Below are 15,860 nucleotides of genomic sequence, written 5' to 3' on the forward strand. Positions count from 1 at the left end.
GCTCGACAGCGCCTTCGACGGCATTCAATAATCAAAGCACTAACTTTGATAAATAACGGATCGAGATCATGAACACACGATCAAGGGCCTGGCTGGTCGCCGGCCTCGCGGTACTGGTGGTGGGAGCGGCGGGCTACGGGCTCGTCAAGCTGAAACCGGCGCATGCACAGGGCGGCGGCATGCCGCCGGCCAAGGTGGCGGTAGCGGCCGCGCGGCCAACGGAGATGGCGCGTTTCCTCAGCGGCATCGGCACGCTGGAGGCCAACCGGCAGGTCGAGGTGCCGGCCGAAGTGGAGGGGCGCGTCGCGAAGATCCTCTTCACGCCGGGCGCCGAAGTGCGCGCCGGCCAGTTGCTGGTCCAACTCAACGACGCGCCCGAGCAAGGCGACCTGGAGCGCCTGACCGCCCAGCGCGCCAACGCCAAGGCCCTGCTCGACCGCACGCGCCGCCTGCTGCCGCAGCAGGCCGCCACGCAGGAGCAGATGGATCAGGCGCAGGCCGGCTTCGACCAGGCCAACGGCGAACTGCGGCGGGTGCAGGCGCTGGTCGAGCAAAAGCGCATCAAGGCGCCGTTCGACGGCGTGCTGGGCATCCGCAAGGTGAACCTCGGCCAGTTCGTGCGGGCCGGCGACACGCTGGTGTCGCTCACCGACGGTCGCACGCTGTTCGCGAACCTCACGCTGCCCGAGACCGCGCTGCCGGCGCTCAAGCGCAACCAGGTGGTGTCGCTCGCGGTCGATGCGTATCCGGGCCGCGTCTTCCAGGGCAGGCTGAGCGCCATCGAGCCGCAGATCGGCAGCGACACGCGCACCGTGCGGCTGCAGGCCACGGTGGACAACGCCGACGGCGCGCTCACGCCGGGCATGTACGTCAACGGCAAGGTCGCGCTGCCATCGCGCACCGACGCGATCACCGTGCCGGAAACCGCCATCACCTACAGCACGCACGGCGACTCGGTCTTCGTGGTGCGCCCCGCCGAAAAGGGCGATGGCTTCACGGCGCACCAGGTGTTCGTGAAAGCGGGCGACAGGCAGGACGGCCTGGTCGTCATCGAAGAGGGCCTCAAGTCCGGCGAGAAGGTCGTCACCTCGGGCCAGTTGCGCCTGTACACCGGCGCCGCCGTCGCACCGGCCGAGAAGGACACGCTCGCCCTCGCGGAGCGCAAACCATCATGAAGTTCACCGACCTCTTCGTGCGCCGGCCCGTGCTGGCGCTGGTGGTGAGCACGCTGATCCTGCTGCTCGGCGCCCGCGCTCTGGGCGACCTGCCGGTGCGCCAGTACCCGCTCACAGAGAGCACCACGCTCACCATCACCACGCAGTACCCCGGCGCCTCGCCGGAACTGATGCAGGGCTTCGTCACGCAGCCGATCGCGCAGGCGGTGGCGACCATCGAGAACGTCGACTACCTCTCGTCGTCTTCCACGCTCGGGCGCAGCGTGATCAGCGTGCGCATGAAGCTCAACGCCGATGCCAACCAGGCGCTCACGCAGGCGATGGCGCAGGTGAGCCAGGTCAAGTACCGGCTGCCGGCCGAGGCTTTCGATCCGGTCATCCTGAAGTCGTCGGGCGAAGCCACCGCGGTGGCGTACGTCGGTTTCTCGAGCAAGACGATGCCGGTGCCTGCCCTCACCGACTACCTCTCGCGCGTGGTGCAACCGCAGTTCGCATCGATCCCCGGCGTCTCGGGCGTCGAGGTCTCGGGCGGGCAAACGCTCGCGATGCGCGTGTGGCTGGACGCCAACCGCATGGCCGCGCGCGGCATCTCGGCCGGCGAGCTGGCCGACGCCTTGCGGCAGAACAACGTGCAGGCCGCGCCCGGCCAGGTGAAGGGCCTGTTCGTGGTGTCGAACATCCGCGTGAACACCGACCTGGTGAACGTGGCCGAGTTCCGCGACATGGTCATCAAGCGCGAGGGCGACGCCATCGTGCGCCTCGGCGACGTGGCCACGGTCGAGCTCGGCGCAGCCAGCGCCGACAGCAGCGCGACGATGGACGGCGACAAGGCCATCTACCTCGGCCTGCAGGCGGCGCCCAACGGCAACCCGCTGGTGATCGTCAAGCGCATCCGCGACCTGTTGCCCGGCATCAAGCAGAACATGCCGCCGGGCGTGGAGGTGCAACTGCCCTTCGAGCTCGCGCGCTTCATCGAGGCCTCGATCGACGAGGTGCAGAAGACGTTGCTCGAAGCCATCGCGATCGTGGTGCTGGTGATCTTCCTGTGCCTGGGGTCGGTGCGCGCGGTGCTGATTCCGGTGGTGACGATTCCCTTGTCGATGCTGGGTGCGGCGGCGCTGATGCTGCTGTTCGGCTTCAGCATCAACCTGCTCACGCTGCTGGCGATGGTGCTGGCCATCGGCCTGGTGGTGGACGACGCCATCGTGGTGGTGGAGAACGTGCACCGCCACATCGAGGAAGGCAAGTCGCGCGTGCAGGCCGCATTGATCGGCGCGCGCGAAGTGGCGGGCCCGGTGATCGCGATGACGCTCACGCTCGCCGCGGTGTACGCGCCCATCGGCCTCATGGGCGGGCTCACCGGCTCGCTCTTCAAGGAGTTCGCCTTCACGCTCGCGGGCGCGGTGGTGGTCTCGGGCGTGATCGCGCTCACGCTGTCGCCGGTGATGAGTTCTTTCCTGCTGCCGCAGGACGCCACCGGCAGCCGCATGGCGCGCTACGCGGAGTCGTTCTTCCACAAGCTCGCCACCGCCTACGGCCGGCTGCTCGACGTGTCGCTGCACCACCGCTGGGTCACGGGCCTCTTCGCGGCCCTGGTGCTGGCGAGCCTGCCCTTTCTCTACAACGCGGCGCAGCGCGAGCTCGCACCGGGCGAGGACCAGGCGATGGTGCTCACCGTCATCAAGTCGCCGCAGCACGCCAACATCGACTACGTCGAGAAGTTCGGCAAGAAGTGGGACGACGTGTTCGCCGCGCTCCCCGAGAACACCGGCCGCTGGCTCATCAACGGCTCTGATGGCGTGTCGAACAGCATCGGTGGGGTGCAGCTCTCGGACTGGAAGGACCGCAAGCGCAACGCCGACCAGATCCAGGGCGAGGTGCAGGCGAGCATGGGCGACGTGGAAGGCAGCAACATCTTCGCGTTCCAGCTGCCTTCGCTCCCCGGCTCGACCGGCGGGCTCCCGGTGCAGATGGTGATCCGCAGCGCCGGCGACCACCGCGCGGTGTTCGAAGCCATGGAAACGCTCAAGACCGCCGCGCGCGAGAGCGGCAAGTTCGCCGTGGTCGACAGCGACCTGGAGTTCAACAACCCGGTGACCGAGGTGCGCGTGGACCGCGCCAAGGCCAACAGCATGGGCGTGACGATGAAGGCCATCGGCGACACGCTCGCGGTGCTGGTGGGCGAGAACTACGTCAACCGCTTCGGCATGGACGGGCGCTCGTACGACGTGATCCCGCAGTCGCCGCGCGACCAGCGGCTCACGGCCGAATCCCTCGCGCGCTACTTCGTGAAGAGCGCGAGCGGCCAGCCCGTGCCGCTCGCGAACCTGGTGACGCTTTCCACCAACGTCGGCCCCAACAAGCTCACGCAGTTCAACCAGCTCAATGCCGCGACCTTCCAGGCGATCCCGATGCCGGGCGTGACGATGGGCGATGCGGTGGCGTTCCTGAGCGAAGAGGCCAAGAAGCTGCCCGCAGGCTTCAGCTACGACTGGCAATCGGATGCGCGCCAGTTCACGCAGGAGGGCTCGGCGCTGGTCGTGGCTTTCGTGTTCGCGATCATCGTGATCTACCTGGTGCTGGCCGCGCAGTACGAGAGCCTGCGCGATCCGCTGATCATCCTGATCAGCGTGCCGATGTCGATCTGCGGCGCGCTGGTGCCGCTGGCGCTGGGCTTCGCGACCATCAACATCTACACGCAGATCGGGCTGGTGACGCTCATCGGGCTCATCAGCAAGCACGGCATCCTGATGGTGGAGTTCGCCAACGAGATACAGGCACGCGACAACCTCGAACGCCGCCCCGCCATCGAGCAGGCCGCGCGCATCCGGCTGCGCCCGATTCTGATGACGACCGCCGCGATGGTGGTGGGCCTGGTGCCGCTCTTGTTCGCGAGCGGCGCGGGGGCCAACAGCCGCTTCAGCATCGGCCTGGTGATCGTGGTGGGCATGCTGGTGGGCACGCTCTTCACGCTCTTCGTGCTGCCCACGATGTACACACTGCTGGCGCGCGACCACCGCACGGTGGGCCGCTCGCAGCGCACCGCCGAACTCGACGCGCTGGTCGAAGGAGCATGACCATGACGACAAGACTTTTCAACACTGCACCCTTCGTGCTCGGCGCGCTGGTGCTGGCGGGCTGCGCGGTCGGGCCGACCTACACCGCGCCGTCGGATGCGCCCGTCGCCATCTCGGCGCCCGAGCGTTCGCTGTTCGCCAACGACGCGGTGCAGCGCGACTGGTGGCGCCAGCTCGACGATCCGCAGCTCGATGCGCTGATCGAGCGCGCGCTCACCGGCAACCACGACATCCGCATCGCGCAGGCGCGGTTGCTGGAAGCCCGCGCCTCGCAAACCGAGGCCGAGCTGGACCGCCTGCCCGTCGTCACGCTGGGCGCGAGCAAGACGCGCAGCATCGCGCAGGGCAACGGCACGCCGGCCGATGCGCGCACGCTGGCGCAAAGCAGCCGCTCGGGCTTCGATGCCTCCTGGGAAATCGACCTGTTCGGCCGCCTCAAACGGCTCGACGAGGCGGCCACCGCACGCACCGAAGCCAGCGCGGCCGACCTCGAGCAGGTGCGCATCGTGGCCGTGGCCGAACTGGCCCGCAACTACTACGAGATGCGCGGCGCCGAGCAGCGCCTCGCGGTGACGCGCCGCACGCTCGAGAGCCTGCGCAGCAGCCTGCGCGTGACCGAGGCGCAGGTGCAGACGGGCCGCGGGCTCGAAGGCGACCTTGCAAGCGCGCAGGCCAACGTCGCGACCACCGAGAGCCAGCTGCCCGCCTTCGAGACCACGCGCCGCCAGGCCGCGTACCGCGTGGCGGTGCTGGCGGGCCTGCGCCCCGCCGAGCTGGAGCCGATGCTGCAGCCGCAGCAGCTGCGCGTGCTCGACAAGCGCCTGCCCATCGGCGACCTGGGCGACCTGCTGCGGCGCCGGCCCGACGTGCTGCGCGCCGAGCGCGGCCTCGCGGCCAGCACGGCCGACGTGGGCGCGACGACGGCGGAGCTGTACCCGCGCTTCGACATCGGCGGCTTCCTCGGCTTCATCGCGCTGCGGGGTTCGGACCTCGGCAGTTCATCGAGCCGCGCCTTCAGCGTGACACCGGGCGTGAGTTGGCCGGCGCTCCGGCTGGGCTCGGTCAAGGCCCGCGTGCGCGGCGCCGAGGCACGGGCAGAAGGCGATCGCGCGCTCTACGAGCAGACGGTGCTGCGCGCCATCGAGGACGTGGAGAGCGCCCTCACCGGCTACGGCCAGAACCAGCAGCGCCTGCAGTCGCTGGTGCAGGCCGCGGCCCGCAGCGGCCGCGCGGCCGAACTGGCCGAGGTGCGCTACCGCGAAGGGGCCGCGCCCTACCTGAGCGTGCTCGATGCGCAACGTACATTGCTGCGTGCGCAGGACGCGGTGGCCGAGGCCGAGACCGCCTCGTACACCAGCCTCGTCGCGCTCTACAAGGCGCTGGGCGGCGGGTGGCAAGCCCCCCCGCAGGCACAGGGAGGCCCCGCCACCTGACAATCGCCCGAACAAGAACCCACGAAACGTCCATGTCCGTCCCCATTGACGCCAAGCCCACCTGGATGCCGCACCAGCCGGCAGACCGCATCCTCTCCACGCTCAAGACCCGCGGCGCGCTCGGTATTCCCGACATCGCCAAGGTGCTGGGCGTCACAGTGGAAGCGGTGCGCCAGCAGATGGCCAAGCTGGAGGCCGAAGGCCTGGTCGATGCGGAAAGCCGCCCGAGCGGCCGCGGCCGGCCGACACAGATCTGGCGGCTCACCGGGGAAGGCCACAAGCGCTTTCCCGACACCCACGCCGAGATGACGGTGCAGATGATCAGCGCCGTGATCAGCGTGTTCGGCCAGAAGGGCATGGACCAGCTCATCGGCGCGCGCGAGAGCACCATGCGCGCCAACTACACCGAGGCGATGCGCGGCGCGCGCAGCCTGAAGACGCGGCTGGAGCGGCTTGCCGAGATTCGCAGCCGCGAAGGCTACATGGCCGAGTTCCGGCCCGAAGGCGACGGCTTTCTCTTCATCGAGAACCACTGCCCCATCTGCACCGCGGCGCAGGCCTGCACGGGCTTCTGCCGCAGTGAACTGCAACTCTTCGATGAAGTGCTGGGGCCCGAGGTGACCGTCAGCCGCGTCGAACATGTGCTCGCGGGTGCGCGGCGCTGTGCCTACCAGGTCAGCCCGAAGCCGCGCGCCTGAACACTGAACAACGATTTACCCACAACCCACCGAAAAGGAACCACGATGGAACACAAGCTCCCACCCCTGCCGTACGCCCTCGACGCGCTGGCACCCGAGTATTCGAAGGAAACCCTCGAGTACCACTACGGCAAGCATCACAACGCCTACGTGGTGAACCTCAACAACCTGCAGAAGGGCACCGAGTTCGAAGCCCTCACGCTGGAAGAAATCATCAAGAAGGCCAGCGGCGGCATCTACAACAACGCTGCCCAGATCTGGAACCACACCTTCTTCTGGAACTGCATGAAGCCCCAGGGCGGCGGTGCACCGACCGGCGCGCTGGCCAAGGCCATCGATGCCAAGTGGGGCAGCTACGACGCCTTCAAGGAAGCCTTCGTGAAGTCGGCTGTCGGCAACTTCGGTTCGGGCTGGACCTGGCTCGTGAAGAAGGCCGACGGTTCGGTGGACATCGTGAACACCGGCGCAGCCGGCACGCCGCTGACGACCGCGGACACCGCGCTGCTGACCGTCGACGTCTGGGAACACGCCTATTACATCGACTACCGCAACCTGCGCCCGAAGTTCGTCGAGACCTTCCTGGCCAAGCTGGTGAACTGGGACTTCGCAGCAAAGAACTTCGGCTGATCGATCAGCCGTTGATCAGGTTCAGGATGTTCCCGTCCGGGTCCTTGAACCACGCGACCTTCATGTCGCCCATGACATGGAGGTCGCCTTCGAGCTTCGTGTCGGGCATGTCGTAGTGCTCGAAGCGCACGCCCTTGGCCTTGAGCGCCGCGACAAGGCGCTCGATGTCCGTACCGACCTGCCAGGTCACTGCCGTCGCCTGGTTCGTGCCTGCGAACGACGAGCGGTACACGTTGATGCGCGTCGTGCCGCTGCGGTAGACGATGACCTCGTCGCCCTCCGCGTCGACCTGGGCGAGGCCCAACGTGCCTTCGTAGAAGCGGCGGGCCACCGCCAGGTCTTTCACCGCGAGGTTGGCTACGGCGTCGATGTTTCCGAGCATGGGTGTCTCCTGTGTTGCCTTGGGAATCGACATTTCATGTTCGACGCCGAAGCGGCCCTGTCAAGTCGCCGCCGTCTGATACGGGGCCCATCGCAAACCACGAAAACACCATCGCGGCGCTTGCGGCACACTGCACCCTCGGTGCAGTGAGGCCAAAAGACCTCTATCGCCCCTGCCCTGCTGCAACCCCGACTCGTCCAGACAAAGAGACAAACCCATGATCCGCAAACTCACCCGCACGCTGGCCCTCGCGCTGGCGCTCCCCCTGGCTTTTGCCGCCATCGCCGTGCACGCGCAAAGCTACCCCGCCAAGCCCATCCGCATGATCGTGCCGTTCCCGCCCGGCGGCGGCACCGACATCCTGGCGCGCCTGGTCGCGCAGAAGCTCACCGAGGCCAACCACTGGACCGTGGTGCCCGACAACCGCGGCGGCGCCGGCGGCACCATCGGCATCGCCGAGGCCGCGCGCGCCGCGCCCACGGGCTACGACATCGTGATGGGCCAGAAGGACAACATGGTCGTGGCGCCCTGGCTCTACAAGAACCTGAGCTACAACCCGGTGAAGGACCTCACCGCCGTGGCCCACGTGGCCTACACGCCGGTGGTGATCGTCACGCAGGCCAATTCGAAGTTCAAGACGCTCGACGACGTGGTGAAGGCCGCGCGCGCCGCGCCCGACACCGTCACCTACGGCTCGCCCGGCAACGGCACCACCATCCACCTGGCCGGCGAGATCTTCAACAGCGCCGCCAAGATCAAGATGCGCCACGTGCCCTACAAGGGCTCCAACGCGGCCATGATGGACGTGCTCGCGGGCAATGTCGACCTGATGGTGTCGTCGGTGCCCTCGGCCATGGCGCAGATCAAGGCCGGCAAGCTGCGCCCGCTGGCCGTCACCTCCGCCAAGCGCAGCACCTCGCTGCCCGAGACGCCCACCGTCGCCGAGCTCGGCTACAAGGGCTTCGATGTGAGCACCTGGTATGGCGTCTTCGTGCCGGCCGGCACGCCCAAGGACATCGTCGCCACGCTGAACACCGAGATCAACAAGCTCCTGGCCACGCCCGAAATGAAGGCCGCCATCATCGGCCAGGGCGCGGAACCCGAGAGCATGACGCCCGACCAGTTCGGCACGCTGCTGAAGACCGACTACGAGAAGTGGAAGGGCATCGTGCAAGCCTCGGGCGCGACCATCGAATAAGCCTCGCGGTCGCAGAATGGTGTCTCCACAACGGGCCGCGACGACGGCATGGAGACACCGATGGCATTTCTTCGCGAGAACTCACGCACCCTGCTGCTGAAGACAACCGCCCTGGCCGCGGTTGCCGCTTTCATCCAGGGCTGCGCACAATCGCCGGCGCAGCAGCCACCACCTTCGGAAGCCACCGTGGCCGCGCACGTTGCCGCGGCCACGCGCACGGCCGGCACCGACCTCACGCCGTTCCTGTCGCTGTGCAAGCCCGCGCCCGCCGCGCAGCCGCCGCAGGCCGAGCTGGACAAGGGACTGAAGGCGCTCATCGACAAGCCCGCGCCGCCGCCGGGCAAGGCCTTCGACAACCTCTACTTCGTGGGCGCCGACTGGGTGAGCGCCTGGGCCATCAAGACTTCGGACGGCATCATCCTCATCGATGCGCTCAACAACCAGATGGAAGCCGCCGCGCTCATCGAGGGCGGCATGCGCAGGCTGGGCCTGGACCCCGCGCAGATCAAGTACGTGATCGTCACGCACGGCCACGGCGACCACTACGGCGGCGCGCCCTACCTCGCGCAGAAGTACCGCGCCCGCGTGGTGATGAGCGAGGCCGACTGGACGATGACCGAGACGAAGCTCGAATTCGCGACGCCGATCTGGGGCGCCCCGCCCAAGCGTGGCGCGGGCGACGTGTCGGCGAAGGACGGCGACCGCCTCACGCTGGGCGACACCACCGTCACGCTCTACATCACGCCGGGCCACACCATGGGCACGATCTCGCCGGTGTTCGACGTGAGCGCCAACGGCCGGAAGCACCGCGCGATGCTCTGGGGCGGCACCGCCTTCAACTTCGGCAAGAACGTGCCGCGCCTGGGCAGCTACATCGACGCCACGCGACGCATGGACACGGTGGTGAAGGCGCAGAACATCGATGTGCTGCTGTCGAACCATTCGGCCATGGACAGCTCGCAGGCGCGGCTGGCGGCGCTGCGGCAGCAGCCGGCGAACGGAACCAATCCGTTCGTGATCGGCACGCCCGCGGTGTCGCGTGCGTTGAATGTGATGGGTGAATGCGCGCAGGCGCAGCGGGACCGGTTCGCGATGCAGTGAGCATGTCTTGCGCCTCCCCCTTCCGGGGGAAGGAGCAAGAAAGAGATGCCGAGGGTCAGTCCGGCACGAACTTGGCGTTGAAGATGTCGACGTCCGAGGCATCCTCGAACGTCGCCACCTGCCCCATCTTCCCGTCGCTCATCCGGCACGCCGAGAACAGGCTGTAGCGCCCCTTGAAGTAGAACTCGTCCATCACGATCAGCGCGTACGGATACGGCACGAAGACCTGGTGTTCGAAGATGACGCGGTGCACGTTCCTCGGCGACGGGAAGAGCTTGTAGTCGTTGGTGTCGATCGACTTTGCGGTGGCCATGGTCGTGCGCGCTTTCGGTGTTGAGGGCGTTCAGGCCGGGTCGCGCACGTCGGCCACGGGGTTCGCGCCGAAGTCCTCGCGCGCCAGGTACTTGAGCACCTTGGCCGCGGCGGTGGCGGGGCTGTCGAGCCGGCCTTCTTCCTTCATGCTCACGAAGCGCGTGCGGTCCGGAAAGTTCTCGGCCGATGCGCCGCGCAGTTGCACCTGCATGTCGGTATCGATGATGCCGGGCGCGAGCGAGACGATGCGCGCGCCGTTCGGTGCGGCCGCTTCCTCGAGCGCCACGGCCTGAGAGAAACGGTCCATGCCGGCCTTGGCTGCGCAGTAGGGCGCCTGGCTGCCCATCGCGTTGCGGCCGAGGCCCGAGGAGATGTTCAGCACCTTGCGCGCGCCGCGCCATTCGCGCGTGGCGTTGAGGAACGCCGCGGTCAGCAGCATCGGCGCTTCGAGGCCGATGCGCAGCGCCTGCGAGAGCTCGCTGGTCACTGCGCTCGCGAGCGGCGCCGGGTTGCCGACGGTGCCCGCGTTGTTGATGAGGGTCACGCTGTCGAAGCGCTGCCCGTCGAGGGTCTTGAGCCATGCCGACACGCGGGCCGAGGCGGCGACCGGGTCGGACAGGTCCTGCTCCCATTGAACGAGTTCGGCACCGGCGGCCTTGGCCGCTTCGGCCAGTTGCGCATCCTGCTTGCGCGAAATGCCGAGCACCACGTGGCCTGCTTGCAGCAGCTGTTCGGCCATGGCACGGCCCAGGCCGCGCGAGGCGCCGGTGATCAGGGTGAGGTGGGAAGCAGCAGCGGTCATCGGGAAAGTCTTTCTTGAACGAAGGCGGGGAGGTTAAAGGGTATCGAGAGGCCTTGCGGCTCAGCCGGTACGGAACTGGTTGCGCAGGAAGTTGCGATGGCGCGCAATGTGCTGCAGCTGCGCGGGCGCGATGGTGCCGCCCAGGTCGACTTCGTCCGCCCCGTTGAGCACCGCGTTCGCGTTTGTCATGGCACGCGCGACGACCTCTTCCTCGCTCACGCCCAGCTGCGCCGCGAGGTCGAGCGCCACGCGGCGCATGGCGCGCTGCGAGAGCATCCACATCGCGCCGAAGCGATCCCAGGCGAGCGCGGCTTCCTCGGCCTTCTCGCGGTCGGCGAGGATCTCGCTGAGCGGCTTGGCAAGGATCGCGTCGAGCGCGTCGATCTTCTCGGTCAGCGCCTCGTTGCGCGCGATGGCTTCTTCGAGCGTTGGACCGCTGTCCTCGGCTTTCTTCGCCTTCGTCGCCTCGGGCGGTGGAATGAAGGCCGCTTCCGCGTTCGCGGGCACGACCTGGATCTGGTCTTTGAGGGTCATGAGGTTTCCGTTTCCGCCGAGGCGTTCTTCTTGTTCGACATTGCGCTCACGCGAAGGCCCGGCAGGTCGAGCACGCGCAAGCCCCCGTACTCCACCCGGATCAGCCCCTGCGCTGAAAGGCCGTTGAGCGCCTCGTTCACCCGCTGGCGCGAAAGACCCACCAAGTAAGCCAGTTCCTGTTGCGTGATGCGCAGCACCTCACCCACGCCGGGGTACAGCACCGGGTTGAACAGCGACACCAGGTTGCGCGCCACGCGGGCGTCGGGGTTGTTGAGCCGGTCGATTTCCAGCGCCGCGATGAACTGGCCGAGCCGTTCGTTGAGCTGGTTCATCACGAAGCGGTTGAAGCCGATCGAATGATCGAGCAGCCAGTGGAAGCTCTCGATCGGCAGGCCCGCCACCACGCTGCGGCGCAGCGCCTGGATGTTGTAGCGGTAGGGCTCGCGCTTCATCACCGTGCCTTCGCCGAACCAGCCGCCGGGCGGAACGCCGGTGTAGGTGACCGAGCCGCCGTCGGCGTTGTCGTTGCTCATCTTGAGCAGGCCCTCGACCACGCCGAACCAGTAGGTGGGCGAGCGTCCGACGCGGCAAACAAGGTCGCCGGGCTCGGCTTCGCCCACCACCAGCGCAGCCTCGGCGCGGCGGCGCTCGGCCGGCGTGAGCGTGGGCAGCCAGGGGATGCCGCCGAGCTCCACGGCATTGGCGGGACGCACGCGGTCCTTGATCGAATTACCGAGCGGACTCTGGTTGAGATTGCCGTGAGGCATCGGGAAACTCCGGGGAGTAGTGTCCCTAGGATTGTCGTCGGAACGACAAGCGGACGTCAAAGTGAAGCCTACGATCCGCCCACTGTGCAAACAAACGACCCCACCTTCCCCCGGCTGCTGCTCGCGCACGCCCAGGCCCAACCCGAGTCGCCCGCGGTGCGCGAGAAAGACCTCGGCATCTGGCAGACCTGGACCTGGAACGCCGTGGCAGAAGAGGTGCGCGAGATGGCCTGCGGCCTCGCGAGCCTCGGCTTCAAGCCCTTCGACAACCTTGCGATCGTGGGCGCCAACCGGCCGCACCTGTACATGGCGGTGGTCGCGGCGCAGAGCCTGCGCGGCGTGCCGGTGCCGCTCTACCAGGACGCCGTGGCCAGCGAGATGGTCTTCATGCTGCAGGACGCGGCCATCGACTTCGTGATCGTCGAAGACCAGGAGCAGGTCGACAAGCTGCTCGAGTGCCGCGAGCTGCAGAAGGACCAGGCGCACGGCATCCGCCACATCATCTACGACGACCCCAAGGGCCTGCGCCACTACGACCAGCCCGGGCTCATGAGCTACGAGCAGCTGCGTGCGCTGGGCCGCGAGTTCGACAAGGCCAACATCGGCTACTACGACCGCGCCGTGGCGAGCGGCGAGGCCACCGACGTCGGTGTGATCCTCTACACCTCGGGCACCACCGGGCGCCCCAAGGGCGTGTGCCAGACGCACGCGAGCTTCATCGCCGCGGGCCGCGGCGGCGTGGAGACCGACAAGCTCGGCCCCGGCGACAACATCATGAGCTACCTGCCGATGGCGTGGGTGGGCGACCATCTGTTCTCGGTGGCGCAGTGGCTGGTGGGCGGCTTCACGCTCAACTGCCCCGAGTCGAGCGAGACGGTGATGAACGACATGCGCGAGATCGGCCCGAGCTACTACTTCGGCCCGCCGCGCACCTTCGAAGGCCTGCTCACCGCGGTGTCGATCCGCATGGAAGACGCGGCCGCGCCCAAGCGCTGGCTCTATGCGAAGTTCATGGCGCTCGCGCAGCGCGTGGGTGCCGACATCCTGAACGGCGCGCCGGTGAGCACGGGCGACCGGCTGATGTACGGCCTCGGCAACCTCCTGATCTACGGGCCGCTGCGCAACGTGCTGGGCATGAGCCGCATCCGCGTCGCGTATACGGCCGGCGCGGCCATCGGCCCCGACCTGTTTCGCTTCTATCGCTCCATCGGCGTGAACCTCAAGCAGTTCTACGGCCAGACCGAGACCTGCGCCTATGTGTGCCTGCAGCAGGACGGCAAGGTCAAGCTGCAGACCGTAGGCACCGCCGCACCCGGCATCGAACTCAAGATCGCGGAAGACGGCGAGGTACTGGTGCGCGGCGTGTCGGTGCTCAAGGAGTACTACAAGCGCCCCGATGCCACCGCCGAGGTGCTCGATGCCAATGGCTACTTCCACACCGGCGATGCGGGCGTGCTCGACAGCGAAGGGCACCTGCGCATCATCGATCGCGCGAAGGATGTGGGCCGGCTCGTCAGCGGCGCGATCTTTGCGCCCAACTACATCGAGAACAAGCTCAAGTTCTTTCCGCAGATCAAGGAAGCGGTGTGCTTCGGCAATGGGCGCAGCGAAGTCTGCGCGGCCATCAACATCGACTTCGAGGCCGTCGGCAACTGGGCCGAGCGCCGTGGTCTCGCCTATGGCGGCTACGTCGACCTGGCCGGCAAGCCCGAGGTGCTGACGCTCGTTGCCGAATGCATCGCCAAGGTCAACGCCGACCTCGCGAGCGAAGACGGCATGGGCGAGACGCAGATCGCGCGCTTCCTCGTGCTGCACAAGGAGCTGGACCCCGACGACGACGAGCTCACCCGCACGCGCAAGGTGCGGCGCGGCTTCATCGCCGAGAAATACTCGGTGCTGGTCGATGCGCTCTACGGCGGCAAGACCGAGCAATACATCGAGACCCAGGTCAAGTTCGAGGACGGACGCACCGGCGTGGTGAGTGCCACACTGAAGATCGTCGAGGCCAAGACCTTCCCCATCGTGAAGGCAGCGGCATGAGCGCACGCAAGACCGGCGAGGTCATCCTCGACGTACAGAACATCAGCCTGAGCTTCGGCGGCGTGAAGGCGCTGACGGACATCAGCTTCAACGTGCGCGAGCACGAAGTGCGCGCCATCATCGGCCCAAACGGCGCGGGCAAGAGCTCGATGCTCAACTGCATCAACGGCGTCTACTGGCCGCAGCAGGGCTCCATCACCTTCCGCGGCCAGACCTTCAAGCACATGAACTCGCGCCAGGTGGCCGAGATGGGCGTGGCGCGCACCTTCCAGAACCTGGCGCTCTTCAAGGGCATGAGCGTGCTGGACAACATCATGACGGGGCGCAACCTCAAGATGAAGAGCGGCCTCCTCGCGCAAGCGCTGCGTTGGGGCCCCGCCGAACGCGAGGAGCTGCGGCACCGCGAGTTCGTCGAACACATCATCGACTTCCTGGAGATCCAGGCGCACCGCAAGACGCCGGTGGGCCGCCTGCCCTACGGCCTGCAGAAGCGCGTGGACCTCGGCCGCGCACTCGCGATGGAGCCGCAGGTGCTGCTGCTCGACGAGCCGATGGCCGGCATGAACGTCGAGGAAAAGCAGGACATGAGCCGCTTCATCCTCGACGTGAACGACGAGTTCGGCGCGACCATCGTCCTCATCGAGCACGACATGGGCGTGGTGATGGACATCTCCGACCGCGTGGTGGTGCTGGACTACGGCAAGAAGATCGGCGACGGCACGCCGGACGAAGTGCGCAACAACGAAGACGTGATCCGGGCGTACCTCGGCGTGGAGCATTGACCATGGGATTTTTCCTCGAAACCCTGTTTGGCGGCCTCATGGTCGGCATGCTCTATTCGCTGATCGCCATCGGCTTCGTGCTGATCTACAAGGCCTCGGGCGTCTTCAACTTCGCGCAGGGCGCGATGGTGCTGTTCGCGGCGCTGGCGATGGCGCGGTTCTCCGAATGGTTCCCGCTGTGGTTCGGCTTCCAGAGCCTCATCCTCGCGAACATCCTGGCCTTCATCGCCGCGATGGCGGTGATGGTCGTGGTGGCCTGGCTCATCGAGCGGCTCGCGCTCAGCAAGCTGGTGAACCAGGAGGGCATCACGCTCCTGATGGCCACGCTGGGCATCGCCTACTTCCTCGATGGCGTGGGCCAGACGATCTTCGGCAACGACATCTACAAGATCGACGTGGGCATGCCCAAGGAACCGCTGATGGTGCTCGAGGGCACCTTCCAGGGCGGCCTGCTGCTGAGCCAGGAAGACCTGATCGCCGCAGCGGTGTCGGCAGCGCTCGTGGTGGTGCTGGCCATCTTCTTCCAGAAGACCGCCACCGGCCGCGCACTGCGCGCGGTGGCCGACGACCACCAGGCCGCGCAGTCCATCGGCATTCCGCTCAAGCGCATCTGGGTGATCGTGTGGTCGGTGGCCGGCTTCTCGGCGCTGGTGGCCGGGATCATCTGGGGCTCCAAGCTGGGCGTGCAGTTCTCGCTGTCGCTGGTGGCGCTGAAGGCGCTGCCGGTGGTGATCCTCGGCGGGCTCACCTCGATTCCGGGCGCGATCATCGGCGGCCTGCTGATCGGCGTGGGCGAGAAGCTGTCTGAAATCTATCTCGGTCCCATGCTCGGTGGCGGCATCGAGATCTGGTTCGCGTATGTGCTCGCACTGGTCTTCCTGCTGGTTCGTCCGCAGGGCCTGTTCGGCGAAAAGATCATCGATCGGGTCTGA

Annotated in this window: 15 protein-coding genes; 10 read left to right on the plus strand and 5 right to left on the minus strand. The window is 67.3% G+C overall.

The window, feature by feature from the left end; genetic code table 11:
- Positions 1-68 precede the first annotated feature (68 nt).
- The 5 genes from J2W23_RS28355 to J2W23_RS28375 are packed head-to-tail and all read left to right on the plus strand — an operon-like array spanning position 69 to position 7,010.
- Entirely contained in the window at positions 69-1,175 is a 1,107-nt protein-coding gene (locus J2W23_RS28355) for an efflux RND transporter periplasmic adaptor subunit (protein ID WP_307651128.1), read from the plus strand.
- Complete coding sequence (locus J2W23_RS28360) at positions 1,172-4,252, plus strand: MexW/MexI family multidrug efflux RND transporter permease subunit (protein WP_307651129.1); 3,081 nt, start codon at positions 1,172-1,174, stop codon at positions 4,250-4,252. Before J2W23_RS28355 ends, J2W23_RS28360 begins: the two co-directional genes overlap by 4 nt.
- 2 nt (positions 4,253-4,254) lie before the next feature.
- The gene (locus J2W23_RS28365; RefSeq protein ID WP_307651130.1) at positions 4,255-5,685 is read left to right on the plus strand and encodes an efflux transporter outer membrane subunit; all 1,431 of its coding nucleotides are present in this window, start codon (positions 4,255-4,257) and stop codon (positions 5,683-5,685) included.
- Positions 5,686-5,717: 32 nt separating this feature from the next.
- Positions 5,718-6,383: a helix-turn-helix transcriptional regulator gene (locus J2W23_RS28370; protein ID WP_307651131.1), complete on the plus strand. Its 666-nt coding sequence runs from the start codon at positions 5,718-5,720 to the stop codon at positions 6,381-6,383.
- A gap of 45 nt (positions 6,384-6,428) precedes the next feature.
- Positions 6,429-7,010, plus strand: coding sequence for a superoxide dismutase (locus J2W23_RS28375; protein ID WP_307651132.1), 582 nt, complete (start codon positions 6,429-6,431; stop codon positions 7,008-7,010).
- A gap of 4 nt (positions 7,011-7,014) precedes the next feature.
- Here J2W23_RS28375 and J2W23_RS28380 read toward each other — a convergent pair whose 3' ends face one another.
- Positions 7,015-7,392 (minus strand): VOC family protein, encoded by a 378-nt coding sequence (locus J2W23_RS28380; protein WP_307651133.1) that lies wholly within the window; start codon positions 7,390-7,392, stop codon positions 7,015-7,017.
- A 217-nt stretch (positions 7,393-7,609) separates the two neighbouring features.
- Here J2W23_RS28380 and J2W23_RS28385 point away from each other — a divergent pair, with 217 nt between their 5' ends.
- Positions 7,610-8,590 (plus strand): Bug family tripartite tricarboxylate transporter substrate binding protein, encoded by a 981-nt coding sequence (locus J2W23_RS28385; protein WP_307651134.1) that lies wholly within the window; start codon positions 7,610-7,612, stop codon positions 8,588-8,590.
- Between the two features lie 60 nt (positions 8,591-8,650).
- The gene (locus J2W23_RS28390; protein ID WP_307651135.1) at positions 8,651-9,691 is read left to right on the plus strand and encodes an MBL fold metallo-hydrolase; all 1,041 of its coding nucleotides are present in this window, start codon (positions 8,651-8,653) and stop codon (positions 9,689-9,691) included.
- Between the two features lie 55 nt (positions 9,692-9,746).
- Here the strand turns inward: J2W23_RS28390 and J2W23_RS28395 are convergent, their stop codons facing one another.
- From J2W23_RS28395 to J2W23_RS28410, 4 genes are read right to left on the minus strand one after another with little or no spacing between them, the layout of a single operon-like run.
- Positions 9,747-10,004, minus strand: a complete 258-nt coding sequence (locus J2W23_RS28395; protein ID WP_176661773.1) for a hypothetical protein — start codon at positions 10,002-10,004, stop codon at positions 9,747-9,749.
- Positions 10,005-10,034: 30 nt separating this feature from the next.
- On the minus strand, positions 10,035-10,805 hold the full coding sequence (locus J2W23_RS28400) for an SDR family NAD(P)-dependent oxidoreductase (protein WP_307651136.1): 771 nt from the start codon (positions 10,803-10,805) through the stop codon (positions 10,035-10,037).
- A 60-nt stretch (positions 10,806-10,865) separates the two neighbouring features.
- On the minus strand, positions 10,866-11,339 hold the full coding sequence (locus J2W23_RS28405; protein WP_307651137.1) for a hypothetical protein: 474 nt from the start codon (positions 11,337-11,339) through the stop codon (positions 10,866-10,868).
- A complete protein-coding gene (locus J2W23_RS28410) occupies positions 11,336-12,106 on the minus strand; it encodes a Crp/Fnr family transcriptional regulator (RefSeq protein WP_307651138.1) in 771 nt (256 codons plus the stop codon). The genes J2W23_RS28405 and J2W23_RS28410 overlap by 4 nt, the downstream gene beginning before the upstream one ends.
- A gap of 84 nt (positions 12,107-12,190) precedes the next feature.
- On the opposite strand from J2W23_RS28410, the gene J2W23_RS28415 reads away from it, so the two are divergent.
- From J2W23_RS28415 to J2W23_RS28425, 3 genes are read left to right on the plus strand one after another with little or no spacing between them, the layout of a single operon-like run.
- On the plus strand, positions 12,191-14,146 hold the full coding sequence (locus J2W23_RS28415) for an AMP-binding protein (protein ID WP_307651139.1): 1,956 nt from the start codon (positions 12,191-12,193) through the stop codon (positions 14,144-14,146).
- Positions 14,143-14,928 (plus strand): ABC transporter ATP-binding protein, encoded by a 786-nt coding sequence (locus J2W23_RS28420; protein WP_176661768.1) that lies wholly within the window; start codon positions 14,143-14,145, stop codon positions 14,926-14,928. Before J2W23_RS28415 ends, J2W23_RS28420 begins: the two co-directional genes overlap by 4 nt.
- Before the next feature lie 2 nt (positions 14,929-14,930).
- Complete coding sequence (locus J2W23_RS28425; protein WP_307651140.1) at positions 14,931-15,860, plus strand: branched-chain amino acid ABC transporter permease; 930 nt, start codon at positions 14,931-14,933, stop codon at positions 15,858-15,860.

Source organism: Variovorax boronicumulans (assembly GCF_030812215.1).
Taxonomy (GTDB): domain Bacteria; phylum Pseudomonadota; class Gammaproteobacteria; order Burkholderiales; family Burkholderiaceae_C; genus Variovorax; species Variovorax boronicumulans_C.